Origin of the sequence: Rhodococcus oxybenzonivorans, from assembly GCF_003130705.1 — a bacterium.
GTDB classification, from domain to species: Bacteria; Actinomycetota; Actinomycetes; order Mycobacteriales; family Mycobacteriaceae; genus Rhodococcus_F; species Rhodococcus_F oxybenzonivorans.
The window spans coordinates 215,942-235,192 of the sequence record NZ_CP021354.1 but is presented as its reverse complement, the minus strand read 5'-3'; the positions used below and the strand labels follow the sequence as shown (position 1 = coordinate 235,192).

The 19,251-nt window shown below is 65.4% G+C and carries 17 protein-coding genes and 3 pseudogenes; 11 read left to right on the top strand and 9 right to left on the bottom strand.

Annotated features, from left to right (window positions below):
* From CBI38_RS01140 to CBI38_RS01130, 3 genes are all read left to right on the top strand, one after another.
* Positions 1-1,158 carry a 2-oxo acid dehydrogenase subunit E2 gene (locus CBI38_RS01140; RefSeq protein ID WP_109325675.1) on the top strand — a complete coding sequence of 386 codons (1,158 nt, stop codon included), beginning with the start codon at positions 1-3 and terminating at the stop codon, positions 1,156-1,158.
* 37 nt (positions 1,159-1,195) lie between these two features.
* Positions 1,196-1,606 (top strand): hypothetical protein, encoded by a 411-nt coding sequence (locus tag CBI38_RS38750; protein WP_230990046.1) that lies wholly within the window; start codon positions 1,196-1,198, stop codon positions 1,604-1,606.
* Positions 1,607-1,924: 318 nt separating this feature from the next.
* Complete coding sequence (locus tag CBI38_RS01130) at positions 1,925-3,787, top strand: acetolactate synthase large subunit (protein ID WP_109325674.1); 1,863 nt, start codon at positions 1,925-1,927, stop codon at positions 3,785-3,787.
* Between the two features lie 188 nt (positions 3,788-3,975).
* Here CBI38_RS01130 and CBI38_RS38745 read toward each other — a convergent pair whose 3' ends face one another.
* A complete protein-coding gene (locus tag CBI38_RS38745; protein ID WP_230990045.1) occupies positions 3,976-4,236 on the bottom strand; it encodes a hypothetical protein in 261 nt (86 codons plus the stop codon).
* A gap of 5 nt (positions 4,237-4,241) precedes the next feature.
* Complete coding sequence (locus CBI38_RS38740; RefSeq protein ID WP_230990305.1) at positions 4,242-4,412, bottom strand: hypothetical protein; 171 nt, start codon at positions 4,410-4,412, stop codon at positions 4,242-4,244.
* On the opposite strand from CBI38_RS38740, the pseudogene CBI38_RS01125 reads away from it, so the two are divergent.
* Positions 4,368-5,045: pseudogene (locus CBI38_RS01125) on the top strand (SDR family oxidoreductase). The gene CBI38_RS38740 and the pseudogene CBI38_RS01125 sit on opposite strands and share 45 nt — an antisense overlap.
* 180 nt (positions 5,046-5,225) lie before the next feature.
* Here CBI38_RS01125 and CBI38_RS01115 read toward each other — a convergent pair.
* Positions 5,226-5,663, bottom strand: a complete 438-nt coding sequence (locus CBI38_RS01115; protein ID WP_109334785.1) for a hypothetical protein — start codon at positions 5,661-5,663, stop codon at positions 5,226-5,228.
* 113 nt (positions 5,664-5,776) lie between these two features.
* Here CBI38_RS01115 and CBI38_RS01110 point away from each other — a divergent pair.
* Positions 5,777-6,097: pseudogene (locus CBI38_RS01110) on the top strand (GMC oxidoreductase); the annotation flags it as partial.
* A gap of 15 nt (positions 6,098-6,112) precedes the next feature.
* Here CBI38_RS01110 and CBI38_RS01105 read toward each other — a convergent pair.
* The 4 genes and pseudogenes from CBI38_RS01105 to gnd form a co-directional block, all read right to left on the bottom strand.
* Entirely contained in the window at positions 6,113-6,394 is a 282-nt protein-coding gene (locus tag CBI38_RS01105; protein ID WP_109325669.1) for a WhiB family transcriptional regulator, read from the bottom strand.
* On the bottom strand, positions 6,382-8,037 hold the full coding sequence (gene pgi, locus CBI38_RS01100) for a glucose-6-phosphate isomerase (protein WP_109325668.1): 1,656 nt from the start codon (positions 8,035-8,037) through the stop codon (positions 6,382-6,384). Before pgi ends, CBI38_RS01105 begins: the two co-directional genes overlap by 13 nt.
* Positions 8,034-9,040 (bottom strand): annotated as a pseudogene (gene fgd / locus CBI38_RS01095) (glucose-6-phosphate dehydrogenase (coenzyme-F420)). Before fgd ends, pgi begins: the two are co-directional and overlap by 4 nt.
* Positions 9,037-9,933, bottom strand: a complete 897-nt coding sequence (gene gnd, locus CBI38_RS01090; protein WP_109325667.1) for a phosphogluconate dehydrogenase (NAD(+)-dependent, decarboxylating) — start codon at positions 9,931-9,933, stop codon at positions 9,037-9,039. The pseudogene fgd and the gene gnd overlap by 4 nt, the downstream one beginning before the upstream one ends.
* A 188-nt stretch (positions 9,934-10,121) precedes the next feature.
* Between gnd and CBI38_RS01085 the strand changes: the two genes are divergently transcribed.
* Positions 10,122-10,889, top strand: coding sequence for a DeoR/GlpR family DNA-binding transcription regulator (locus tag CBI38_RS01085; RefSeq protein ID WP_109325666.1), 768 nt, complete (start codon positions 10,122-10,124; stop codon positions 10,887-10,889).
* 61 nt (positions 10,890-10,950) lie between these two features.
* Here CBI38_RS01085 and CBI38_RS01080 read toward each other — a convergent pair whose 3' ends face one another.
* Positions 10,951-11,607 (bottom strand): TetR/AcrR family transcriptional regulator, encoded by a 657-nt coding sequence (locus CBI38_RS01080; RefSeq protein WP_418328303.1) that lies wholly within the window; start codon positions 11,605-11,607, stop codon positions 10,951-10,953.
* A 136-nt stretch (positions 11,608-11,743) separates the two neighbouring features.
* On the opposite strand from CBI38_RS01080, the gene CBI38_RS01075 reads away from it, so the two are divergent.
* From CBI38_RS01075 to mhpA, 4 genes are read left to right on the top strand one after another with little or no spacing between them, the layout of a single operon-like run.
* Positions 11,744-12,877 carry a VOC family protein gene (locus CBI38_RS01075; protein ID WP_109325664.1) on the top strand — a complete coding sequence of 378 codons (1,134 nt, stop codon included), beginning with the start codon at positions 11,744-11,746 and terminating at the stop codon, positions 12,875-12,877.
* Entirely contained in the window at positions 12,874-13,815 is a 942-nt protein-coding gene (locus tag CBI38_RS01070) for a fumarylacetoacetate hydrolase family protein (protein ID WP_109325663.1), read from the top strand. Before CBI38_RS01075 ends, CBI38_RS01070 begins: the two co-directional genes overlap by 4 nt.
* Complete coding sequence (locus tag CBI38_RS37695; protein ID WP_162603171.1) at positions 13,812-13,967, top strand: hypothetical protein; 156 nt, start codon at positions 13,812-13,814, stop codon at positions 13,965-13,967. Before CBI38_RS01070 ends, CBI38_RS37695 begins: the two co-directional genes overlap by 4 nt.
* Positions 13,964-15,484, top strand: a complete 1,521-nt coding sequence (gene mhpA, locus CBI38_RS01065; RefSeq protein WP_109325662.1) for a bifunctional 3-(3-hydroxy-phenyl)propionate/3-hydroxycinnamic acid hydroxylase MhpA — start codon at positions 13,964-13,966, stop codon at positions 15,482-15,484. The genes CBI38_RS37695 and mhpA overlap by 4 nt, the downstream gene beginning before the upstream one ends.
* Here the strand turns inward: mhpA and CBI38_RS01060 are convergent.
* Positions 15,448-17,145: a PHA/PHB synthase family protein gene (locus tag CBI38_RS01060; RefSeq protein ID WP_109325661.1), complete on the bottom strand. Its 1,698-nt coding sequence runs from the start codon at positions 17,143-17,145 to the stop codon at positions 15,448-15,450. The genes mhpA and CBI38_RS01060 overlap by 37 nt on opposite strands.
* A gap of 603 nt (positions 17,146-17,748) precedes the next feature.
* Here CBI38_RS01060 and CBI38_RS01055 point away from each other — a divergent pair.
* On the top strand, positions 17,749-19,251 hold the full coding sequence (locus tag CBI38_RS01055; RefSeq protein ID WP_109325652.1) for an aldehyde dehydrogenase family protein: 1,503 nt from the start codon (positions 17,749-17,751) through the stop codon (positions 19,249-19,251).

Sequence of the window (19,251 nt, the reverse complement as noted above, 5' to 3'; positions counted from 1 at the left end):
ATGACAACCGAACAACTCGAAGACACCACGGTGCGGATGCCGGCACTCGGGGAAAACGTCGACGAGGGCACCATCACCCGGTGGCTCAAGCAGCCCGGCGACCGCATCGAAGCCGAGGAACCACTGCTCGAGGTTGCCACCGACAAGGTCGACACCGAAATACCGTCCCCCGTCGGCGGAATTCTCCAGCGCATCCTCGCCGACGAGGATGACGTAGTGACAGTCGGCGCCGAACTCGCTGTCATCACCGACTCGTCGGACGGTGCGGCCGCCGCACCGACACACGCTTCGCCGGTGCCCCCAGTTCAGGCACCTCCTGCGGTTTCGGCACCCACCGCAGCTGCGGTGCCTCCGGTTTCGGCGCCGACCGTTCCCCCGACGCCGAAACCGGAACCCACCCCGGAACCGACGGCACCACCCGCGCCGCGGGAGCAGTCCGCTGCGGCTGGCTCTGTCACCGAGAAGCTGCCGCGGATTCGGCGCACCATCGCTCAGCGGATGGTCGAGTCACTACAGACCTCGGCGCAGCTGACCACGGTGCTCGAGGTCGACGTCACCGCGATCGCCCGGCTGCGTGCCGCCCACAAGGACGACTTCCTCGCTCGCACCGGACTCAAGCTCTCGTTCCTGCCGTTCTTCGCCAAAGCGGCCGTCGACGCACTCACCGAGCACCGGGTCCTCAACGCCTCACTGAACCCCAACGTCACCGAGGTGACCTACTACGACCACTGCCACCTCGGCATGGCGGTGGACAGCGAAAAGGGGTTGATGGTGCCGGTGATCCGCGATGCCCAGAATCTCGGGATCGAGGGGCTGGCCCGGGCGATCGCGGACAAGGCCGAGAAAGTGCGCACCGGAAAGATCACCGCAGACGAATTATCCGGCGGCACCTTCACCCTCACCAACACCGGCAGCCGGGGTGCACTGTTCGACACCCCGATCATCAACCAACCCCAAACCGGCATCCTCGGTGTCGGTGCAGTGGTCGAGCGACTGATCCCGACCCGCCACGACGGCGAGCTCCGCATCGACGTGCGCTCGATGGCCTACCTGTCGATTTCTTATGATCACCGCATCGTCGACGGCGCCGACGCCGCCCGCTTCCTCACCACCGTCAAGAACCGACTCGAAAACGGCTTCACCCCAAACGATCTCTGACAGGACACAGCACACCCTCGGGGGACGACAAGGATTCATGACTACCCGAGACGATAAGGCCATGCTGGCGTTCGCCACCAAATGGTCCCGATTCGGCGGAGGAGACGAATACATCCTCCCCGAGTTCGGCATCACCCCAGTCGTGTTCTACAAACGCCTTCTCACGATGGTGACGCCCACCCTGATCAACGACGTCGACTTCGCGACCCGGACATACTCGAGGGACTTCTGCTCCAGCAAACTCGCCCGCCCCGGCTTCAGGCACTGCCGCGATGACACGCGTAGCCGTGTGATCCACACCGGTGGCCGCCCCACAATGGCGCCCACCGGTTGCCGGGTTGCATCGCGACGAGAGAGTCTCTCCACGAACATCTTCGGTGGATCACTCGTTCCGGCTGGCAGGGCGACGAGCGATTTCGTCCGACAGCGTCGACGGTGTGCAGGATGACCACCAGATTCTGCTCTAGCATCAGCGCCGGCGTGCAGATTGCTCACCCTCATAGGTGCTGGTTGCCGGATCTGCCGGTCGCTGCTTGACTGAGATCACGCAGGCACGAGAAAGACACGCCGTTTCTCGATCGCCTACCGGGAGAGCCCACGAGGCCGGAGACCCGGACAACGACACCGCCGCACGGTTTTCGACGCATCGTAAACGGCGGGGTCCGACCCGTTACCGCAAACCGCGCGCACCATGTGCAGCACGGATCCGACTCGAGGACTTCTTGTGCAATCTCCTGTCTCCGCTCCGCAGCGAACCCTCCCGGCGATGTGCGACAGCGAGCCGCCCAGCCGGATTGCCGCAGCAGCCACCGCTCTCCCCGAACACCACCCGATCCGGGTGACCGGCGCCCAAGCGGTGGTGCGCTCACTCGAAGCGCTCGCCGTCGAGGTGGTCTTCGGTATCCCGGGCGGGGCGATCCTGCCGGTGTACGACCCGCTGATCGATTCCCAGCGGCTGCCTCACGTGCTGGTGCGACACGAGCAGGGCGCTGGACATGCGGCCACCGGCTACGCCCAAGCCACCGGCAAGGTCGGGGTGTGCATGGCAACATCCGGCCCGGGCGCGACGAACCTGGTCACCCCGCTCGCCGACGCGCAGATGGACTCGGTGCCGGTCGTGGCGATCACCGGGCAAGTCGGACGCGGCATGATCGGCACCGACGCCTTCCAGGAAGCCGACATCTGCGGTATCACCATGCCGATCACCAAGCACAACTTCCTGGTCACCGACCCCAAAGACATCCCCCGCACCCTTGCGGAGGCGTTCCGCATCGCCGCCACCGGGCGCCCCGGCGCGGTGCTCGTCGACATCCCCAAGGATGTCCTGCAGGCCACCACCACCTTTGCCTGGCCACCGGCGACTCACCTTCCCGGCTACCGGCCGGTCAGCAAACCACACGGCAAGCAGATCCGTGCGGCCGCCGACCTCATCGCCGCCGCGAAGGCGCCTGTCCTCTACGTCGGTGGGGGTGTGATCAAGGCCGAGGCGTCGGTCGAGCTGGCGCTGCTCGCGGAGCTGACCGGGATTCCCGTCGTGACGACGCTGATGGCCCGCGGAGCGTTCCCCGACAGCCACCGCCTGCACTACGGGATGCCCGGCATGCACGGCACCGTCGCCGCCGTCGCCGCGCTCCAGAAGAGCGACCTGCTGATCGCGCTCGGTGCCCGGTTCGACGACCGCGTCACCGGCGAAGCGGCCTCGTTCGCGCCCGGCGCCCAGGTCATCCACGCCGACATCGACCCCGCCGAGATCGGCAAGAACCGATTCGCCGACGTGCCGATCGTCGGTGACTGCAAGCAGACCATCACAGCACTGATCGACACGATACGTTCCCGCCGCAACCAAGGCCGACCAATCGACCTGACCGGCTGGCGCGACTACCTCGACGGGATTCGCCGGACCTACCCGGTCAGCTACGACCGCCCACGTGATGGAGCCCTGTCACCGGAGTTCGTCATCGAAGCTCTCGGCAAGGCTGCCGGTCCCCATGCGATCTATTGCTCCGGCGTCGGCCAGCACCAGATGTGGGCCGCCCACTACATCAGCTACCAAAAGCCGCGCACCTGGCTCAATTCGGGCGGCCTCGGCACGATGGGTTATGCGGTGCCCGCGGCGCTGGGCGCGAAACTCGGTGCACCCGACCGTGAGGTATGGGCGATCGACGGCGACGGCTGCTTCCAGATGACCAACCAGGAACTGGCCACCGCCGCGATCGAGGGCGTCCCGATCAAGGTCGCCGTGATCAACAACGGAAACCTCGGCATGGTCAAACAACTCCAGGAAATTCACTACGGCGGCCGCTACTCGAACGTCGACCTGGCCACCCATTCGCGCCGCATCCCCGACTTCGTGCAGCTCTCCGAGGCACTCGGGTGTGTCGCACTGCGCTGCGAACGCGAGGATGACGTCGACGCAGTGATCGCTCGAGCCCGCGCTATCAACGACCGCCCCGTCGTCATCGACTTCATCGTCGGCGACGACGCCCTGGTCTGGCCCATGATCGCCGCCGGCGCCGGCAACGACCAGATCATGGCCGCTCGAGGAATCCGACCATTGTTCGACGACACCGAAGAAGCCGCCGAGACAGCCACCATCCACGAACTGCTCGAGGGGATCGACGGCCACTAGAAGGCGGGACCTGCTGGGCAGTCGGCAGCCGCGCTACCGTGGTGACGACCGTTTCGGAAACGACGTTGCAGGTCAACCAGATTGGTTCCTGGGCGTTATGCGGAACACGACCCGATCGATTTCAGACGTGGCGCCACATTCGGACTGATGGGAATTCCGCAGTTCGCCGTTTCCGCCGGTAATCGCGCCTAATCGGTGCGCAGCAAGCCGTGGAGCAGGAGGTCGCCGAGCTCTCCGAAGGCATCGGCGGCGGATAGTCCGGTGCGTTCGAGGAGTAGCCCCGACTGGACGGCGTCGATCGCCAATGCCACCAGCTGGGCGGCGAATGCGGCGTCGGTGGCGCGGAAGCGCCCGGCTTCGACGCCCTCGTCGATCAATTCGTGCACCGGCTGCGCGGCCTGCGCGGTATTGCGGCCGCATATCTCCGCCGTCGGTGCGTACGAAACCATGTCGCCTAGAACGCCCGCGAGTTGCGGCGCATCGCCGATGCGACACCACCGAGGTACGTCGTAATCCGCTTACGAGGATCGGACTCGTCGGCAACGGCGGCTTCGATCTCGTCCGCGGCGGCGCCGAAGAAGTGTTTGGTGGCGGCGATGACAAGTTGTTCTTTTGTCGACGCCACGGCGCCACCGTCGCGATCGCCGAGAACAACGACACCGCCGGACAAGCATTGGCTGCCGAGCTGACCGACCGCTACGGCCGCCCCGCCACCAGCCACCCCGTCGACGCCGCCTCCGCCCCGCAGGTGCAGGACTGGGTCGACACGATCGCCGACACCCACGGACGCATCGACGCCCTGGTCAACAATGCCGGCATCATCCGCGACAACCGAATCGAGAACATCACTGTCGAGGACTGGCACGCCGTCATCGACGTATCGCTCACCGGATCGTTCCTCTGCGCCCAGGCCGTCCTGCCGCACATGCGCGCCCGCACCTACGGACGGATCGTCTCGTTCAGCTCGATGAGCTGGCGCGGGAACTTCGGATAGGCCAACTATGTCGCCGCCGAGGCCGGCATCGTCGGCCTCACCCGAACCATCGCCCTCGAAGCCGCACGCGACGGCATCACCGCCAACGCCATCGCCCCCGGACTCATCGAAACCCCGATGCTCGCCTGCATGAACGGACCCGCCCGCGACAAACTCGTCTCCAAAGTCCCCCAGAAACGCACCGGCGACCCCACCGACATCGCCGAAGCTGGTAGCGGGCGAAGTTACGTCCGCTGTACCTCCCGTAGGCGTAGTCGCCTTTGAGCTGATACAGCCGCGGCCTCTGCACTGTCGGTTCCCGGGTGAGGGTGTCCCACGCGTCGACCGTGGCGTTGCGGGCAGTGGCCAGCAGATCGGTCCACCCTTTCTCCGCGTCGCGGGTGGCGAACACCAGCTGCCATTCGGTCCGTTTGGCCGGACGAGGAACCGCTCCGCCCTTCCTGCTCACGCGTCGCGGACCGGTTCCGTGACCACCTCGGGAACGTCGAGGTACTCCAGATCAGAGCCGTCGGCGGTCAGGCGCGGGTCGGCATACGCCTCCGCTGTGGCCTGCCATGCCTCGAGCAGAATCGCGAGCCGATCGAAGCTGGCCACCGCGATGCAGGCCCGCGCGATGGCCTGGAACTCGGCGATGAACTCCGCGTGCAACCCCGCCGGCAGCAACCCGATCCACGGCAGAGCCACCGCAAGGCGGGTGGCGACCCGATCGAGCGCCGCCTCGTCCAGGGAAGCAGCGAAGAGCTGCCCGACAACGCCGAGGGTGCTCAATTCCGCGCGGCTCGCCGATTCCTGGGTCAACCGCAAAGCCAGAGCGTTCCGACGCGTCAGCACCACCTCACCATTGTCCTCGAGAACGCCGAGTACCTCCTTCGGTGCCCTCAAGAAGGCGGAGAACGTTGTGGTAACCGGCGACTTGCCCATACCTACCACTACATCAGAACTAGTTCAGATATTCCGCCTCGTCAGGAGTTACCCGGGCCCATCCGTTCGCACGTCAGACCGGCGTCACCGATCCGTACCACCGCGTGTTCAACTATTCGGGCCTATCGATCGTCGACGGGTCCGCAGTGAGCGCAAACCTGGGCGTCAATCCGTCACTGACTATCACCGCACAAGCTGCGCGCGCATTCTCGTTCTGGCCCAACAACGGCGACGCCGACCCGCGGCCGCCACAATCCGAGCCATACCGTCGGCTTGCCCCCATCACACCCCGGTCGCCGGCCGTTCCAGCACACGCCCCGGCAGCGCTGCGCCTGCCACTCACTGCGACCAACGACTCTGCAGGAGGCCGCAGGCTTGATCAACCGCCCAGATGAAAGCGAGTCACTCAGTCAGCGAACTGGCCTTCGCAGCTTCTTGCGCTCGTCCTCGGTGTAACCACCCCAGATGCCATGGCGTTCGGAGGATCCGAGTGCATATTCGAGGCACCGGTCCCGCACGGGGCACCGCCGGCAGACCTGTTTGGCCGCACGCACTCGACGCGCACGGGGTTCGCCTCGTTCGTTGTCGGGGTGAAAGAACACCGCGGGGTCGGTGTCCCGGCAGGCCGCGGACAGCTGCCAGTCCCACTCCTCGGCGATGGGGACGGGCAGCCGCACCGTCAGGGCAGGCAACTGCGTTCCTTCCTCGCTCGCCGGTAGAGACGAATCAGACTGGCGGTGGAGCTGTCCCCGACCTCCGGTGCGCCGCCCTGGTCCCACAAGGCGGGACCCAGTTCAAGAGCCGACGTCTTACCGAGCTCGACTCCCCATTGGTCGAACGAGTCGATTCCCCAGACGACGCCTTGAACGAATACCTGGTGTTCGTACAGGGCGATCAACTGTCCGAGGGTCGATGGCGTGAGCTTTGTGCCCAAAATGGTTGTCGAAGGCCTGTTTCCGGGCATCACCTTGTGTGGGACGAGCTCGGCGGGTGTCCCGTCTTCGGCGATCTCGGCCTCGGTCCTGCCGAACGCGAGAACTTTCGATTGTGCGAGGAGGTTCGCGGTCAGCACATCGTGCATGGATCCGATGCCGTCGAGGGTGGGTAGATCCTCCACCGGCTCCGTGAATCCCACGAAGTCGACGGGGATCAGATGTGTGCCCTGGTGCAGAAGCTGATGGAACGCATGTTGCCCGTTCGTGCCTGGTTCTCCCCAGAAAACCTCGCCGGTGAAGGTGCCGACCGGAGTTCCGTCCGCCCGCACCGATTTGCCATTCGATTCCATGGTCAATTGCTGCAGGTACGCCGGAAACCTGGCCAGGTCGTTCGCGTACGGCAGCACGGCCCGCGAGTCGGCACCGAAGAAACTCGAGTACCACACACCGAGCATGCCGAGGATGACGGGCGCATTCGATTCCAGTGGCGCAGTGCGGAAGTGCTCGTCGATCGCCCGCATCCCGCCGAGGAACTCGGTGAACCGTTCCCGTCCGATCGCGATCATGACAGAAAGCCCGACGGCGGACCCGACCGAGTACCGTCCGCCCACCCATTCCCAGAAGCCGAACATGTTGTCGGCGGTGATGCCGAAGTCCGTGACCCGTGCAGTGTCGGTGGACACCGCGACGAAATGGCGGGGCACCGCATCCTCCCCCAGTGCGCCGGTGATCCAGCGCCGGGCAGCGGATGCGTTCGTCATCGTCTCCAGCGTGGAGAAGGTCTTGGAGACAACGACGAACAGTGTGGTGCGCGGGTCCAGGTCGGTCAGATTCGACAGCAGATCGGTGGGGTCGATATTGGAGACGAACCGCACCTCGGGCCCGTCGACGTAATGGCGCAAGGCGCGATATGCCATGGCCGGACCGAGGTCGGATCCACCGATCCCGATGTTGACCACCGTACGAATGCGCTCGCCGGTGGCCCCGCGCCACACGCCGGACCGGACACGGTCGGTGAACTCACCCATCCGCCCCAGCACCGCGTGCACGTCCTCGATCACGTTCTGTCCGTCGAGGATCAGCTCGCGCTCGGGGTTCGCGCGCAGAGCAGTGTGCAGAACAGCCCGGTCCTCGGAGGTGTTGATATGTTCGCCGGTGAACATCGCCTCACGGTGGTGTTCCACTCCGGCGGCCCGGGCGAGGTCGAGTAGCAGGCCGACCGTCTCGCGCGTGACACGATGCTTGCTGTAATCGATGTAGAGATCGCCGGCCGTGACGTTCAGATCTTCGCCCCGATGTGGGTCGGCGTCGAACAGTTCCCGAAGGTGCGTGGCCGCGACTTCCCAGTGGTGATCGGACAGTTTGTTCCACAGCGGCGTAGTGGTGACGTTGTGTGTCATGCGAGTCCTCGCAACCGCGGGGCAAGGTCTTTCTCGAACAACTCGAGGAACCGCTTCTGGTCGTGTCCGGGCGCGTGGAACACCAGATGATTCAACCCGGCGTCGAGGTACGGCTTGATCTGCGCCACCGCCTCATCCGGATCCGACGCCACGATCCACCGCTTCGCGACCTGCTCGATCGGCAACGCATCCGCCGCCCTCTCCATCTCGATCGGATCATCGATCGAATGCTTCTGCTCCGCCGTCAACGACAACGGCGCCCAGAACCGGGTGTTCTCCAACGCCAACTCCGGATCGGTGTCATACGAAATCTTGATCTCGATCATCTTGTCGATCTCCGCGACATCGCGCTCCGCCTTCGCCGCCCCCCTCCGCCACCGCCGGCAGCAACTTCTCCGTATACAACTCCATACCCTTACCCGACGTACAAATGAACCCGTCCCCACTGCGCCCGGCATACCGGGCCACCACCGGACCACCCGCCGCGATATACACCGGGATCCCGTCCTCGGGCACGTCGTAAATCGACGCCCCCTTCGTGGAGAAAAACTCGCCCTCGAAATCGACCCGATCCCCGAGCCACAGCTCCCGCATCAACCGCACCGACTCCCGCAAGCGCGCGAACCGCTCCTTGAACTCGGGCCACTGCCCCGCAAAACCCGTCGCGATCTCGTTGAGCGCCTCACCGGTACCCACCCCGAGCATCACCCGACCCGGATACAGACACCCCATCGTCGCGAACGCCTGCGCCACCACCGCCGGGTTGTACCGAAACGTCGGCGTCATCACCGACGTCCCCAACTGCAACCGCTCCGTCCGCTCCCCCCACCGCCGTCATCCACGCAATCGAGAACGGCGCATGCCCACCCTCGTGCCGCCACGGCTGGAAATGATCCGACACCGTCGCCGAATCCATCCCGTGCGCCTCCGCCAGCACACCCAGCTCCACCAACTCCCGCGGACCGAACTGCTCCGCCGACGCCTTGTATCCCAGCTTGATCACGACTGAACCGCCTCCATGCTCCGAACCTGATGTCCACCGAATTGTTGCCGCAGAGCCGAAACCGCCTTCATGGCAGGTGAATCCGGCTGGCGGGAGGAGAAACGCGCGAAGAGGGCAGCCGAGATGACCGGGACCGGCACGGCGTGGGAGATGGCCTCTTCGACCGTCCAGCGCCCCTCGCCCGAATCTTCCGTGTATCCGGATATCGAGCTCAATCCCGGGTCCTGCCGAAGCGCAGCGACGAGAAGGTCGAGTAGCCAGGAGCGCACCACGGTGCCCTGCCGCCACGCACCCATCACAGCGTCGGGGGCAGTGATGCGGGGTTCGGCGGCCAGAAGTTCGTATCCCTCGGCGTACGCCTGCATCAATCCATACTCGATACCGTTGTGCACCATCTTGGCGTAGTGGCCGGCGCCGACGGGCCCCGCATGCACGAAACTGTCCTCTCGCTTCCCCTCGGGCGTGAGTGCATCGAAGATTGGCATGGCGCGTGCAACATCGGCGTCGTCACCGCCCACCATCAGCCCGTAGCCCTCGTCCAGGCCCCATACTCCGCCCGATACGCCGCAGTCCAGATAACCGATTCCGCGCTCACCGAGCACAGCGGAGTGGAACTCATCGTCCGAGAAGCGCGAGTTTCCGCCCTCGATCACGAGATCTCCGGGCCCGAGCAGCCCGCTCAGCTCGGCGATCACCGAGCGGGTCGGCTCACCGGCAGGAACCATTACCCACACCACCCTGGGGCCACTGAGGCGAGTGACCAATTCGGCCACCGAGTCGACGTCACGCACGGTGGGATCGAAATCGAAGCCGACGACCTCGTGACCCGCGGCACGAACACGCTCGCGCATGTTTCCGCCCATCCGCCCTAGACCTATCACACCCAACTGCATCGGGAACTCCTTGACGTTTGCTCGACCGCCGACCCAAGCCACAGACCCACGTCTGCACGATATCGCGCAGCAAGTGCGTGCAATCATGCCGTTTGCGCGTTCGGACTGTCAATAACCGCGCATGAGACGGTAGGATCCGGGCAGACCTGATCCGCGAGTGCATCGAGCCGAGTTCCAAGGAGTGTTTCTTGTCCGCAACCACACGACGTGGCGAAATACTCCAACGCCTTCACGTCGACGGCTATGTCGAGGCGAAGGTTCTCTCACGCGAGCTCGGCGTGGACGCGTCGACGATTCGGCGTGACCTCGACACGTTGGTTCGTTCCGGCCAAGCCGAACGAACGCACGGCGGAGCGCGGCCCGTCACAGGCGCATCCTCCGAAATCCCCTACGCGGTAAAGAAAACCGAGCGACGACCCGAGAAAATCGCGATCGCACGGCGCGCAGCGCAGCACGTGGCCGATGGCGACACGGTCATCCTCGACAGCGGGTCGACCACCTACCAGGTCGCTCTGGAGCTTCGTCACAAAGCTGACTTGACGATCATCACCAACGACCTTCGCATCGGCAAGTACGTAGCCACCATCCCCGCCGTCCGCCTGCTGGTCACCGGTGGCGAGCTACTCGGATCCGTCTTCACCCTGGTCGGCGAACGCGCCGTCGACTTCCTCTCCGACTACTCGGCCGACTGGGCCTTCCTCGGAGCAGACGCCATCGATCCGACTGCAGGAATCACCAATACCAACACGCTCGAAGTACCGCTCAAACGAGCGATCATCTCGGCTGCGGCGCGCACCGTCGTCCTCGCGGACAGTTCGAAGTTCGGACACCGTGCTCTCGCCAAAGTCGCAGCGATAGACGAGGTCGAAACGATTCTCACCGACTCCGGGCTTCCGAGCGATCAGGCCGAACAGTACGGCGGCAAAGTCGCCCGAGCGATTGTCGCCGACGACTGACGGTTGCGCGTCCTGACGCTGACAGCATCGGGGTCACCGTGAGAACGGTGCGCGGCTGACGTCAGGCTGCGGATCCGCCTACGACACTGTCGAGGTCGGGGAGCGGACGGCGGCTGACTCCGCGAGCGTCGTCCGGGGTCAACCCGAAGGTGCGCAGCAGGTCTTCGGCGAGTGCGTCGGTGGCCTCGGCGGCGTCACGGTCCGGGCGAGCGTGCAGTAGCTGGCCGAGCCCGATGAGCGCTCCGGCGGTCAGGACCAGCGCCAGTTCCGGGTCACGAACGGTGAAGCGTCCGGTCGCGGTGGCTGCCTCGATGTCGCGAAGGGCACGGGGGGCGAGTCCGCGGTCGGCGGTGATCAGGTCGGGTGCGTTGTTGAGCAGCACGCGGCTGAGGTCGGGCTCCTTGCGAAAGAGGCGGCCGGTGAGCCGAAAAGCCTGCGCGAACGTCTCGGCGGGGTCCTCGAGGTCGCCGGTGAGGTGATCGAGGAGTTGGCCGTGCGCTTCCAGGGCGGCGTCCATCGCTGCCCGGTAGAGCTCTTCCTTGCTGTCGAAGTGGTTGTAGAACGAGCCCATTCCGACGTCGGCGGCCTGGGTGATCTCGAGTACGGGAACACTGAGATTTCCCTCGGCGATGAAGGTTTGTGCCGCACGAATGAGAGCCGCCCGCGTGCGTGCTTTTCGTCGTTCCAGTCGACTCGCTGGTGCATCGTCGGTGGTCAAGGGTCGTGTCACCGCCTCTGTTGTGTGTAGACCCGCCCACGATAACACCGACGCTCAGAAATGATGATTTCGTCAGGATCCTTGACTGACGGTCCACTCATGAGTGACGATATCGTCATTCACTTGAGGAGAGCTCATGAATAGACACATCGACGCTCACGCCGATCTGCACAGCGAACAGGGCGCACGGCGCGGTGAACACCCCGGCCGGGCGCCGAACCCGATCGTCAAGGTGCACGATCTCGCGTGGCTGGAATTCGCGAAACCCGACCTCGACCGGGCCGAAATGTTCGCTCACGCCTTCGGATTCACCACCGCCTCACGGACCCGAGATGAACTGCAGCTACGGGGAACCGACGCTGGAACGCCGTGCGTGATCATTAAGAAGGGCCCCCGTTCCCGATTCCTGGGAGCGGCGTTCCTCGCCGCCGATGACGCGGACGTGCTGCATCTGGCCGAGGCCACCGGCCGTCGTGTCGACCGGCTGCCCGAGAGCCTGGGCGGCATCGTCGTCGAGTTGGCCGACCCGAATGGGAGTTCGGTGCGCGTGGTCTCCGGCGTGCGCCGGTTACCCGCACTGCCCGCGCAGACTCCGGTCACCCTCAACGTCGGACGCACGGCGGAACGGACTAACGCGACGCAGCGCCCACCACGGGAGCCGGTGTCGGTGCAGCGGTTGGGTCACGTGGTGCTGCAGAGCACCACCTACCTCGAGACATTGAATTGGTATCTGCAGCATCTGGGAATGATCGTGAGCGATTTCCAGTACTACCCCGGCCAGCGGCAGCGCGGGCCGGTGATGAGTTTTGTCCGCTGCGACCGTGGCGACACTCCCGCCGATCATCACACCGTGGCTCTCACCCTCGGCCCGTCCAATCGCTACATGCACTCGGCGTACCAGGTCTGCGACCTCGACACCTTGGCTGCAGGCGGCGAATACCTGCGGGAGCGGGGTTACCGTCGCTCGTGGGGGATCGGCCGTCACATCCAGGGCAGCCAGATTTTCGATTACTGGCGCGACCCGGACGGTTTCCTGGTCGAGCATTTCAGTGACGGTGACATGTTCGACGCCGCCCTCGAACCCGGCTGGGCGCCGATGAGCGCCTCCGGTCTGGCGCAGTGGGGCCCGCCGGCGACCAGCGATTTTCTCGGTACCGCTCCCGGCCGGGAGTCCCTACGCGAACTGCGCGCGACAATCTCTTCGCTCCGCGGAGACAACGAGTTCGACCTCCAACGCCTTCGTGGCCTGTTGAAAGTAGCTTCTTCATGAGTATTTCCGTCCTCCGCACCCACGACGGCTGGTGGGTGCAGACCCCGCGCGGCGCCACCCAGGTCGACTCCGCTGCCACCACGACGGCCGCACTTCTCGCCGATCGGGCGGCGATCGAGGCCGCTGCCACGGCCACGGCCACGGTCCCGATCGACACCTTGGAGCTGCTCTCGCCGGTCACCTCTCCGTGCCGAGTGGTGGCGCAGATGACGAATTACGTCTCGCACGTGAAGGATTCGGGAATGAACCCGGATACCGTCCCGTTGACGTTCTTCCGAAAGGCGTCCGGTTCGATCAGTGGCCCGTCCGCGGACGTGATCAAACCCGACCATGTTCGCTTCCTCGACTACGAGGTCGAGGCGGGACTGGTGTTCGGCCGACCCGTTCCGGTGGGTGCCTCGATCGACGAGCACAACATTGCAGACTTCGTCGCCGGTCTCGTCATCGCGAACGACGTGTCGGCCAGGGACGTGCAGCTCCCGAAAACGCAGTTCTACGAAGCGAAGTCGTATCCCACCTTCACCCCGGTCGGCCCGGCTTTGGTGCTGCTGGAGGAGGGCGACTTCAAGCGATTCGATGATCTTCGACTGCAGCTGCGCGTCAACGGCGAGGTCCGGCAGAACATGACGGTCGGGTCGGACATGATCTACCGGCCGGTGCAGGCGCTGCAGGCATTGACCAAGTTTCAGCGACTCGATGCCGGAGACCTGCTGCTCACCGGCACTCCCGGAGGTACCGCTCTGAAGGCGCCGTCCAAGCCGGTCGAGATCATCGGCTCGCTGCTGCCGCCTGCGGTCAAGTGGAAGTTCTTCTTCAAGGCTCAGGCGAAGAACCCCCACTACCTGCAGGACGGCGATGTCATGGAGCTGTCGATCGCCACGGACGACGGTGTCCTGGACCTGGGGATCCAGCGGACCGTGGTCAGGTTCGCCCGGTGAGTGCCCTGGCCTCGGTGACCGGGATCGGCCACATCGGCGCGATCGTCGAGGACGGTTCGGTGGTCGTCACCGTCGCGGCGGCCGCTGGTGCCGCCGTCGGACCCGCGCTCGATCGCTATCCACTGGTCTGGCGGCTGGAGGTGACGGCATGAGCGTGGAGCGGTACCCGGTCGTCGTCGTCGGAGCCGGACCCACGGGAATCACCGCCGCCACCCTGCTGGGGCAGTACGGCGTCGACGTCCTGGTGCTGGACCGGTGGAATGGCGTCTACCCGCAGCCGCGGGCGGTACACCTCGACGATGAGGTCTACCGCATCGTCGCCCGACTCGGGCTGGCCGAGGAGTTTGCCGGCATCTCCCGCCCGGCGCAGGGTTTACGGCTCGTCGACCGCGAGACGAGAACGCTGGCCGAGTTTCGTCGCGACCCGGCAAGCAGCGCGCACGGCTTCCCGCAGGCCAACATGTTCGACCAACCGGAATTCGAACAACTGCTGCGCACCGGGCTGGCCAGGTACGACACCGTGCGCTTGCGCGAAAACAGTGCCGTCACCGTGGTCGTACACGAACGCGACTGTGCGCGAGTGGCATTCACCGACCATCTCACCGGTGAACGTCATTTCGTTCGAGCGGGGTACGTCCTCGGCTGCGACGGCGCGAACAGTGTGGTCCGGTCGTCGATCGGCTCGCGCATGCAGGATCTCGGATTCGAGCAGCGCTGGCTTGTCGTCGACATCGCCACCGACGCCGACCTGCACCAGTGGGAAGGTGTTCATCAGGTGTGCGATCCGGTCCGCGCCGCGACGTACATGCGGATCGGTGGCAACCGCTACCGGTGGGAGTTCCGGCTCCGGCCCGGGGAGAGCGCAGCGGACTTCCAGGACCTGGGGGCACTGCGGCCCCTGATCGCTCCCTGGACCCGGCAAGTCCCTGATACCGACCTCGAACTGGTCCGGGTCACCGACTACACCTTCAAGGCGCAGGTCGCCGACCGGTGGCGCGACCGCCGCGTCTTCCTGCTCGGCGACGCAGCGCACCTGACGCCCCCGTTCGTCGGACAGGGGATGGGGGCCGGACTTCGCGACGCCGCGAACTTGGCCTGGAAGCTCACCGGCGTCCTCGACGGCACCCTTCCCGACAGCTGCCTGAACACCTATGAGCAGGAACGGAAGCCTCACGCCCACCACATGATCCGACTCGCGACTACGATCGGCTGGGCAATGACCGAGGGCGGTCGCGTCGGTAACGTGGTACGAAGGCGCCTCGCTCCCTTGGCCGGACGGGTACCGGGAGTAGCCGCGAAGATCACCGACAGCACCACCCCAGCGCTGCGCCGCTCAGAATTCGTCCACCGGCCCGCGCCCGCATGGGGGCTGGCCGGAAACCTGTGTCCCAACCCAATTCTCGACGGTGACGGCCGTCGACTCGACGACAGCACGCCCGCACGGTTCCTGCTCGTCACCACGATCGAGCCGTCCGCCGGCCAGCGTTACGAGATCGAACGCCGCGGCGCCGTCGTCGTGCCCGCCCCGCCCAACTCCGACCTTGGTCGCTGGCTCGCCGACGGGTACGCGACCGCGGCGATCGTGCGACCCGACCGCACCGTCATGCAGGCCGGGCGATCCCTGGCCGCAATTTACACGGGAATACCGGCTTTCAGGTCGCGCACGTAGAGACCGGGTGCGTCGCCGAGGACGGTGTGCTCGTCGCTGCCCAGGCGTGTACTCGCGGCGATGCGCTCGCCGGCCCGTTCCGAGACCCAATCGGCCCAGGATTCCCACCAGCTGCCGGTCTTCTTCGTCGACGCGGCGAGCCACGCCTCGGGATCGGGTCCCGGCTCTCCGCCTTCCCAGTAGTGGGACTTCGGGTTGCCGGGCGGGTTGACGAGGCTGGCGATGTGTCCGGAGAAGCTGAGCACGAACTTGGTGTCGCCCGACAGCAGTTGGGTTGTGCGGTAACAGTTCTTCCAGGAGGTGAGGTGGTCGGCAATCGCGCCGGAGACGAAGGTGGGGACGGTGATCCTGCCGAGGTCGACGGGCGTGCCGAGCGCGGTCATCGCTCCCGGCGTCGCAAGTGTGTTGTTCTCGAAGATGTCGAGGAACTGGACGTGCAGCGCTCCGGGCAGATTGGTGCCGTCGGCGTTCCAGGAGAGGATGTCGAAGGCCGGCGGCGTCCGTCCCATGAGGTAGTTGTTGACCACGTAGTTGAAGACGAGGTCGTTCGGGCGCATCCACGTGAAGGCGCTGCCCATGTCGCGTGCCGAGATGATGCCGTTTCGCCGGGACCGCCCCTTCACCAGCTGCAGCAGTCTCGGTCCCGAGAACGCCGCGAGGCCGGCCGGGTCCGCGAAGTCGAGCATTGTCACGGCGTACGACATGCTGTGCACGCGGGTGTCCCCGGTGGCGGCGAGGTGGTTGAGCAGGGCGGTGGTGATGAGGCCGCCGGCGCAGAAACCGATCACGTTGACGTCATCACTGCCGGTGATTTCCCGGACCTCGTCGATCGCGTCCGACACACGTTGCGCGTACGTGTCGAGGTCCCAGTCACCCTGTTCTGCTTGCGGATTACGCCACGCCAGCATGAACGTCTGCAGTCCGCGGGACACAGCGTGCTCGACGAAGCTGCGACCGGGGCGCAGGTCGAGGAAGTAGTAGCGGCCGATCGGTGGCGGCACCACGAGTACGGGGCGCTCGTATACGGTCTCCGTGGTCGGCGTGTACTGCAGCACCTCGGCGACCTCGTCGCGGGCGACGACGGCACCCGGCGTCACGGCGAGATCGACGCCGACCGTGAAGGCGTCGGGATCGACCATCCGCGGCATCCCACCGTTGTGGCGCAGGTCGGACACATAGTTGCGGGCGCCACGAACCAGGCTCATCCCACCGGTGTCGAACGCCTCTTTCACCGCCGCCGGGTTGGTGGGCAAGTAGTTCGTCGGTGCGAGCGCGCTGGTGAGGACGGTCGATACGAACGCCGCTTCCCGCGCGTGGCGGTCATCGACCCGTCGGCCCAAGTCTTCGACGACACTTTCGACCGCGTCGACGGATGCAAGGTAGGTCTGTTGCACGCGGCGGTAGATCGGATTGTTCGTCCACGCCTGATCGGTGAACCGCCGATCGCCCGCGGCCGGCCCTACATCCGAGCGGCCCACGGTGATCTTCGTCAGCTCGCGCCCGAGGCGGAGCGACTCCTCGAGGACCACTCGACCCTGCCCAACGACTCCCGTCACTGCGTTCAGCGCGTTCCATGCGCCGAACCCGCCGGCACGGTCCTCCCCCTCAGGGGTGGCGTCGGGTATCACGAGTGCGATCTTCGGCTCCGCCGTCTTGGTCAACGGTTCTCCTTCGTCTGTACCAGGACCAGCACCCCGTAGCGGGGATAAATCCCAGTGTGGACCGCAGCATAAACAGCTTTAATGGTTACTCGCGCGTAATACAGAATTTCGAGCAAGATCATCTTCGACACCGTTGGCACTTGTGTCGAATTCAAGTACTCGAGGCGAGTTTGTGCCCGAATAATGTTCGGCAACGGGCCTTTTCGCGTCGCAAAACACGAATACATGAAACCGCCGGGTACGGGTAAGTATTCGGCGGCGAGTGTTACTGCGCGCTACGCAAAAAGGTATTCCGGAACGCCCCATCACCGATAAGAACCGAGGTGCGGTTTCCGGTACCCGTTTCGATGCTTGCGACGCTCGGCCCGCTCTCGGTCACCCGACGGGCACCTGCGGATGTGCGGGTGCCCGCGCGCAGTGGTGGCGCATTTTTGCGCACCCGGGTAGCGGATCTGGTGATTGACCCGCGCGTACTCGCACCGCATCGTAGATGTATCACCCCTCGCCATCGGAGTTTTCGACGGCGATTCACTGACTTACGTCCTGCCCGACGCATGAACCGTGCTCATGCTGCCCGCGCACGATACAGCTAGGAGACGCCATATGACTTCCACCCAGACCTCCCTCGCGGACCTTCAGATTCCCGAAGCCCGCGACTACCCGATGTTCGTCGACGGGGCGTGGGTGGAAGCTCTCGACGGTCAGTGGAGTGAGGTGACCACTCCTATTCTGCGGAAGCACGTGATCGGCCGTGTGCCGACCTCGAGCGCCGAGGACGTCGACAAGGCCGTCCGTGCTGCCCACAAGGCCTTTCCGCGTTGGAAGTCTCAGCACTTCACCGCCCGCGCCCGGATTCTGTCGAAGATCGCCGACGCCATCGACGCCCGCGCCGAGGAGCTCGCCCGGCTGACCGCCCTCGACACCGGAAACGCGCTGCGCACTCAGGCCCGCCCCGAAGTGCAGACCCTGGCGAATCTGTTCCGCTACTTCGCCGGTGTCGCCGGCGAGATCAAGGGCACGGTCCTGCCCGCTGGGGATGACCAGCTTCAGTACTCCCGCCAGGAGCCGCTCGGCGTCATCGGCTGCATCCTGCCCTGGAACTCCCCGTTGATGATCGCCGGATTCAAGATCCCCGCTGCCCTCGTCGCGGGCAACACCGTCGTGGTCAAGGCCGCCGAAGCAGCCCCGCTGAGCGTGCTGCTCCTCGCCGAGATCTGCGCCGAACACCTGCCGGCCGGTGTCCTCAACGTCATCACTGGAAAGGGCTCTGTGGCGGGCGAAGCGCTGGTCCAGCACCCGGACGTCGACAAGGTTTCCTTCACCGGCTCCACCGAGGTCGGGCGACGCGTCGCCCGTGAAGCGGGTGGCCGCCTCGCACACGTCTCCCTCGAACTCGGCGGTAAGAACCCGTCGATCGTCTTTCCCGACGTCGATATCAACGACGACTTCATCAACCAGCTGCTGCTCTCGACCCGCGTACACAGGCAGGGCCAGAGCTGCACCGCCGGCTCCCGGCTGTTCCTGCACCAGGACATCTACGACAACGTCCTCGACCGGCTCGTCACCACCCTGGCCGGGCTGAAGGTCGGCAACCCGTTGGACGAGGCCACGGACATGGGCGCCATCATCAACGAGGCACAGTTCGCGTCGGTCTGCGGTTTCCTCGACGACGGCCTCAGCTCGAACAAGGTCTCGACGGTCCTCGACGGCTCCCCCGACAAGGTCGGCAAATCCGAGGGCTACTACATGGGCCCGACGGTGTTCTCCGGAGCCGACAACTCCTGGCGCCTGTCCCGGGAGGAAATCTTCGGACCCGCCCTCGTCGCCATCCCGTGGACCGACCACGCCGACGTCGTTGCGATGGCCAACGACTCGCACTACGGGCTCGCCGCCTACGTCTGGACACACAATCTCGATTTGGCGCTGTCCACTGCCCACGCCCTGGAAACCGGGTGGGTGCAGGTCAACCAGGGTGGCGGCCAGATGGTGGGTCAGTCCTACGGCGGCTACAAGCAGAGTGGCCTGGGCCGCGAGGTGTCACTCGAGGGCATGATCGCCGGTTTCACCCAGACCAAGCAGGTCAACGTGCGCCTGCGCACACTCTGA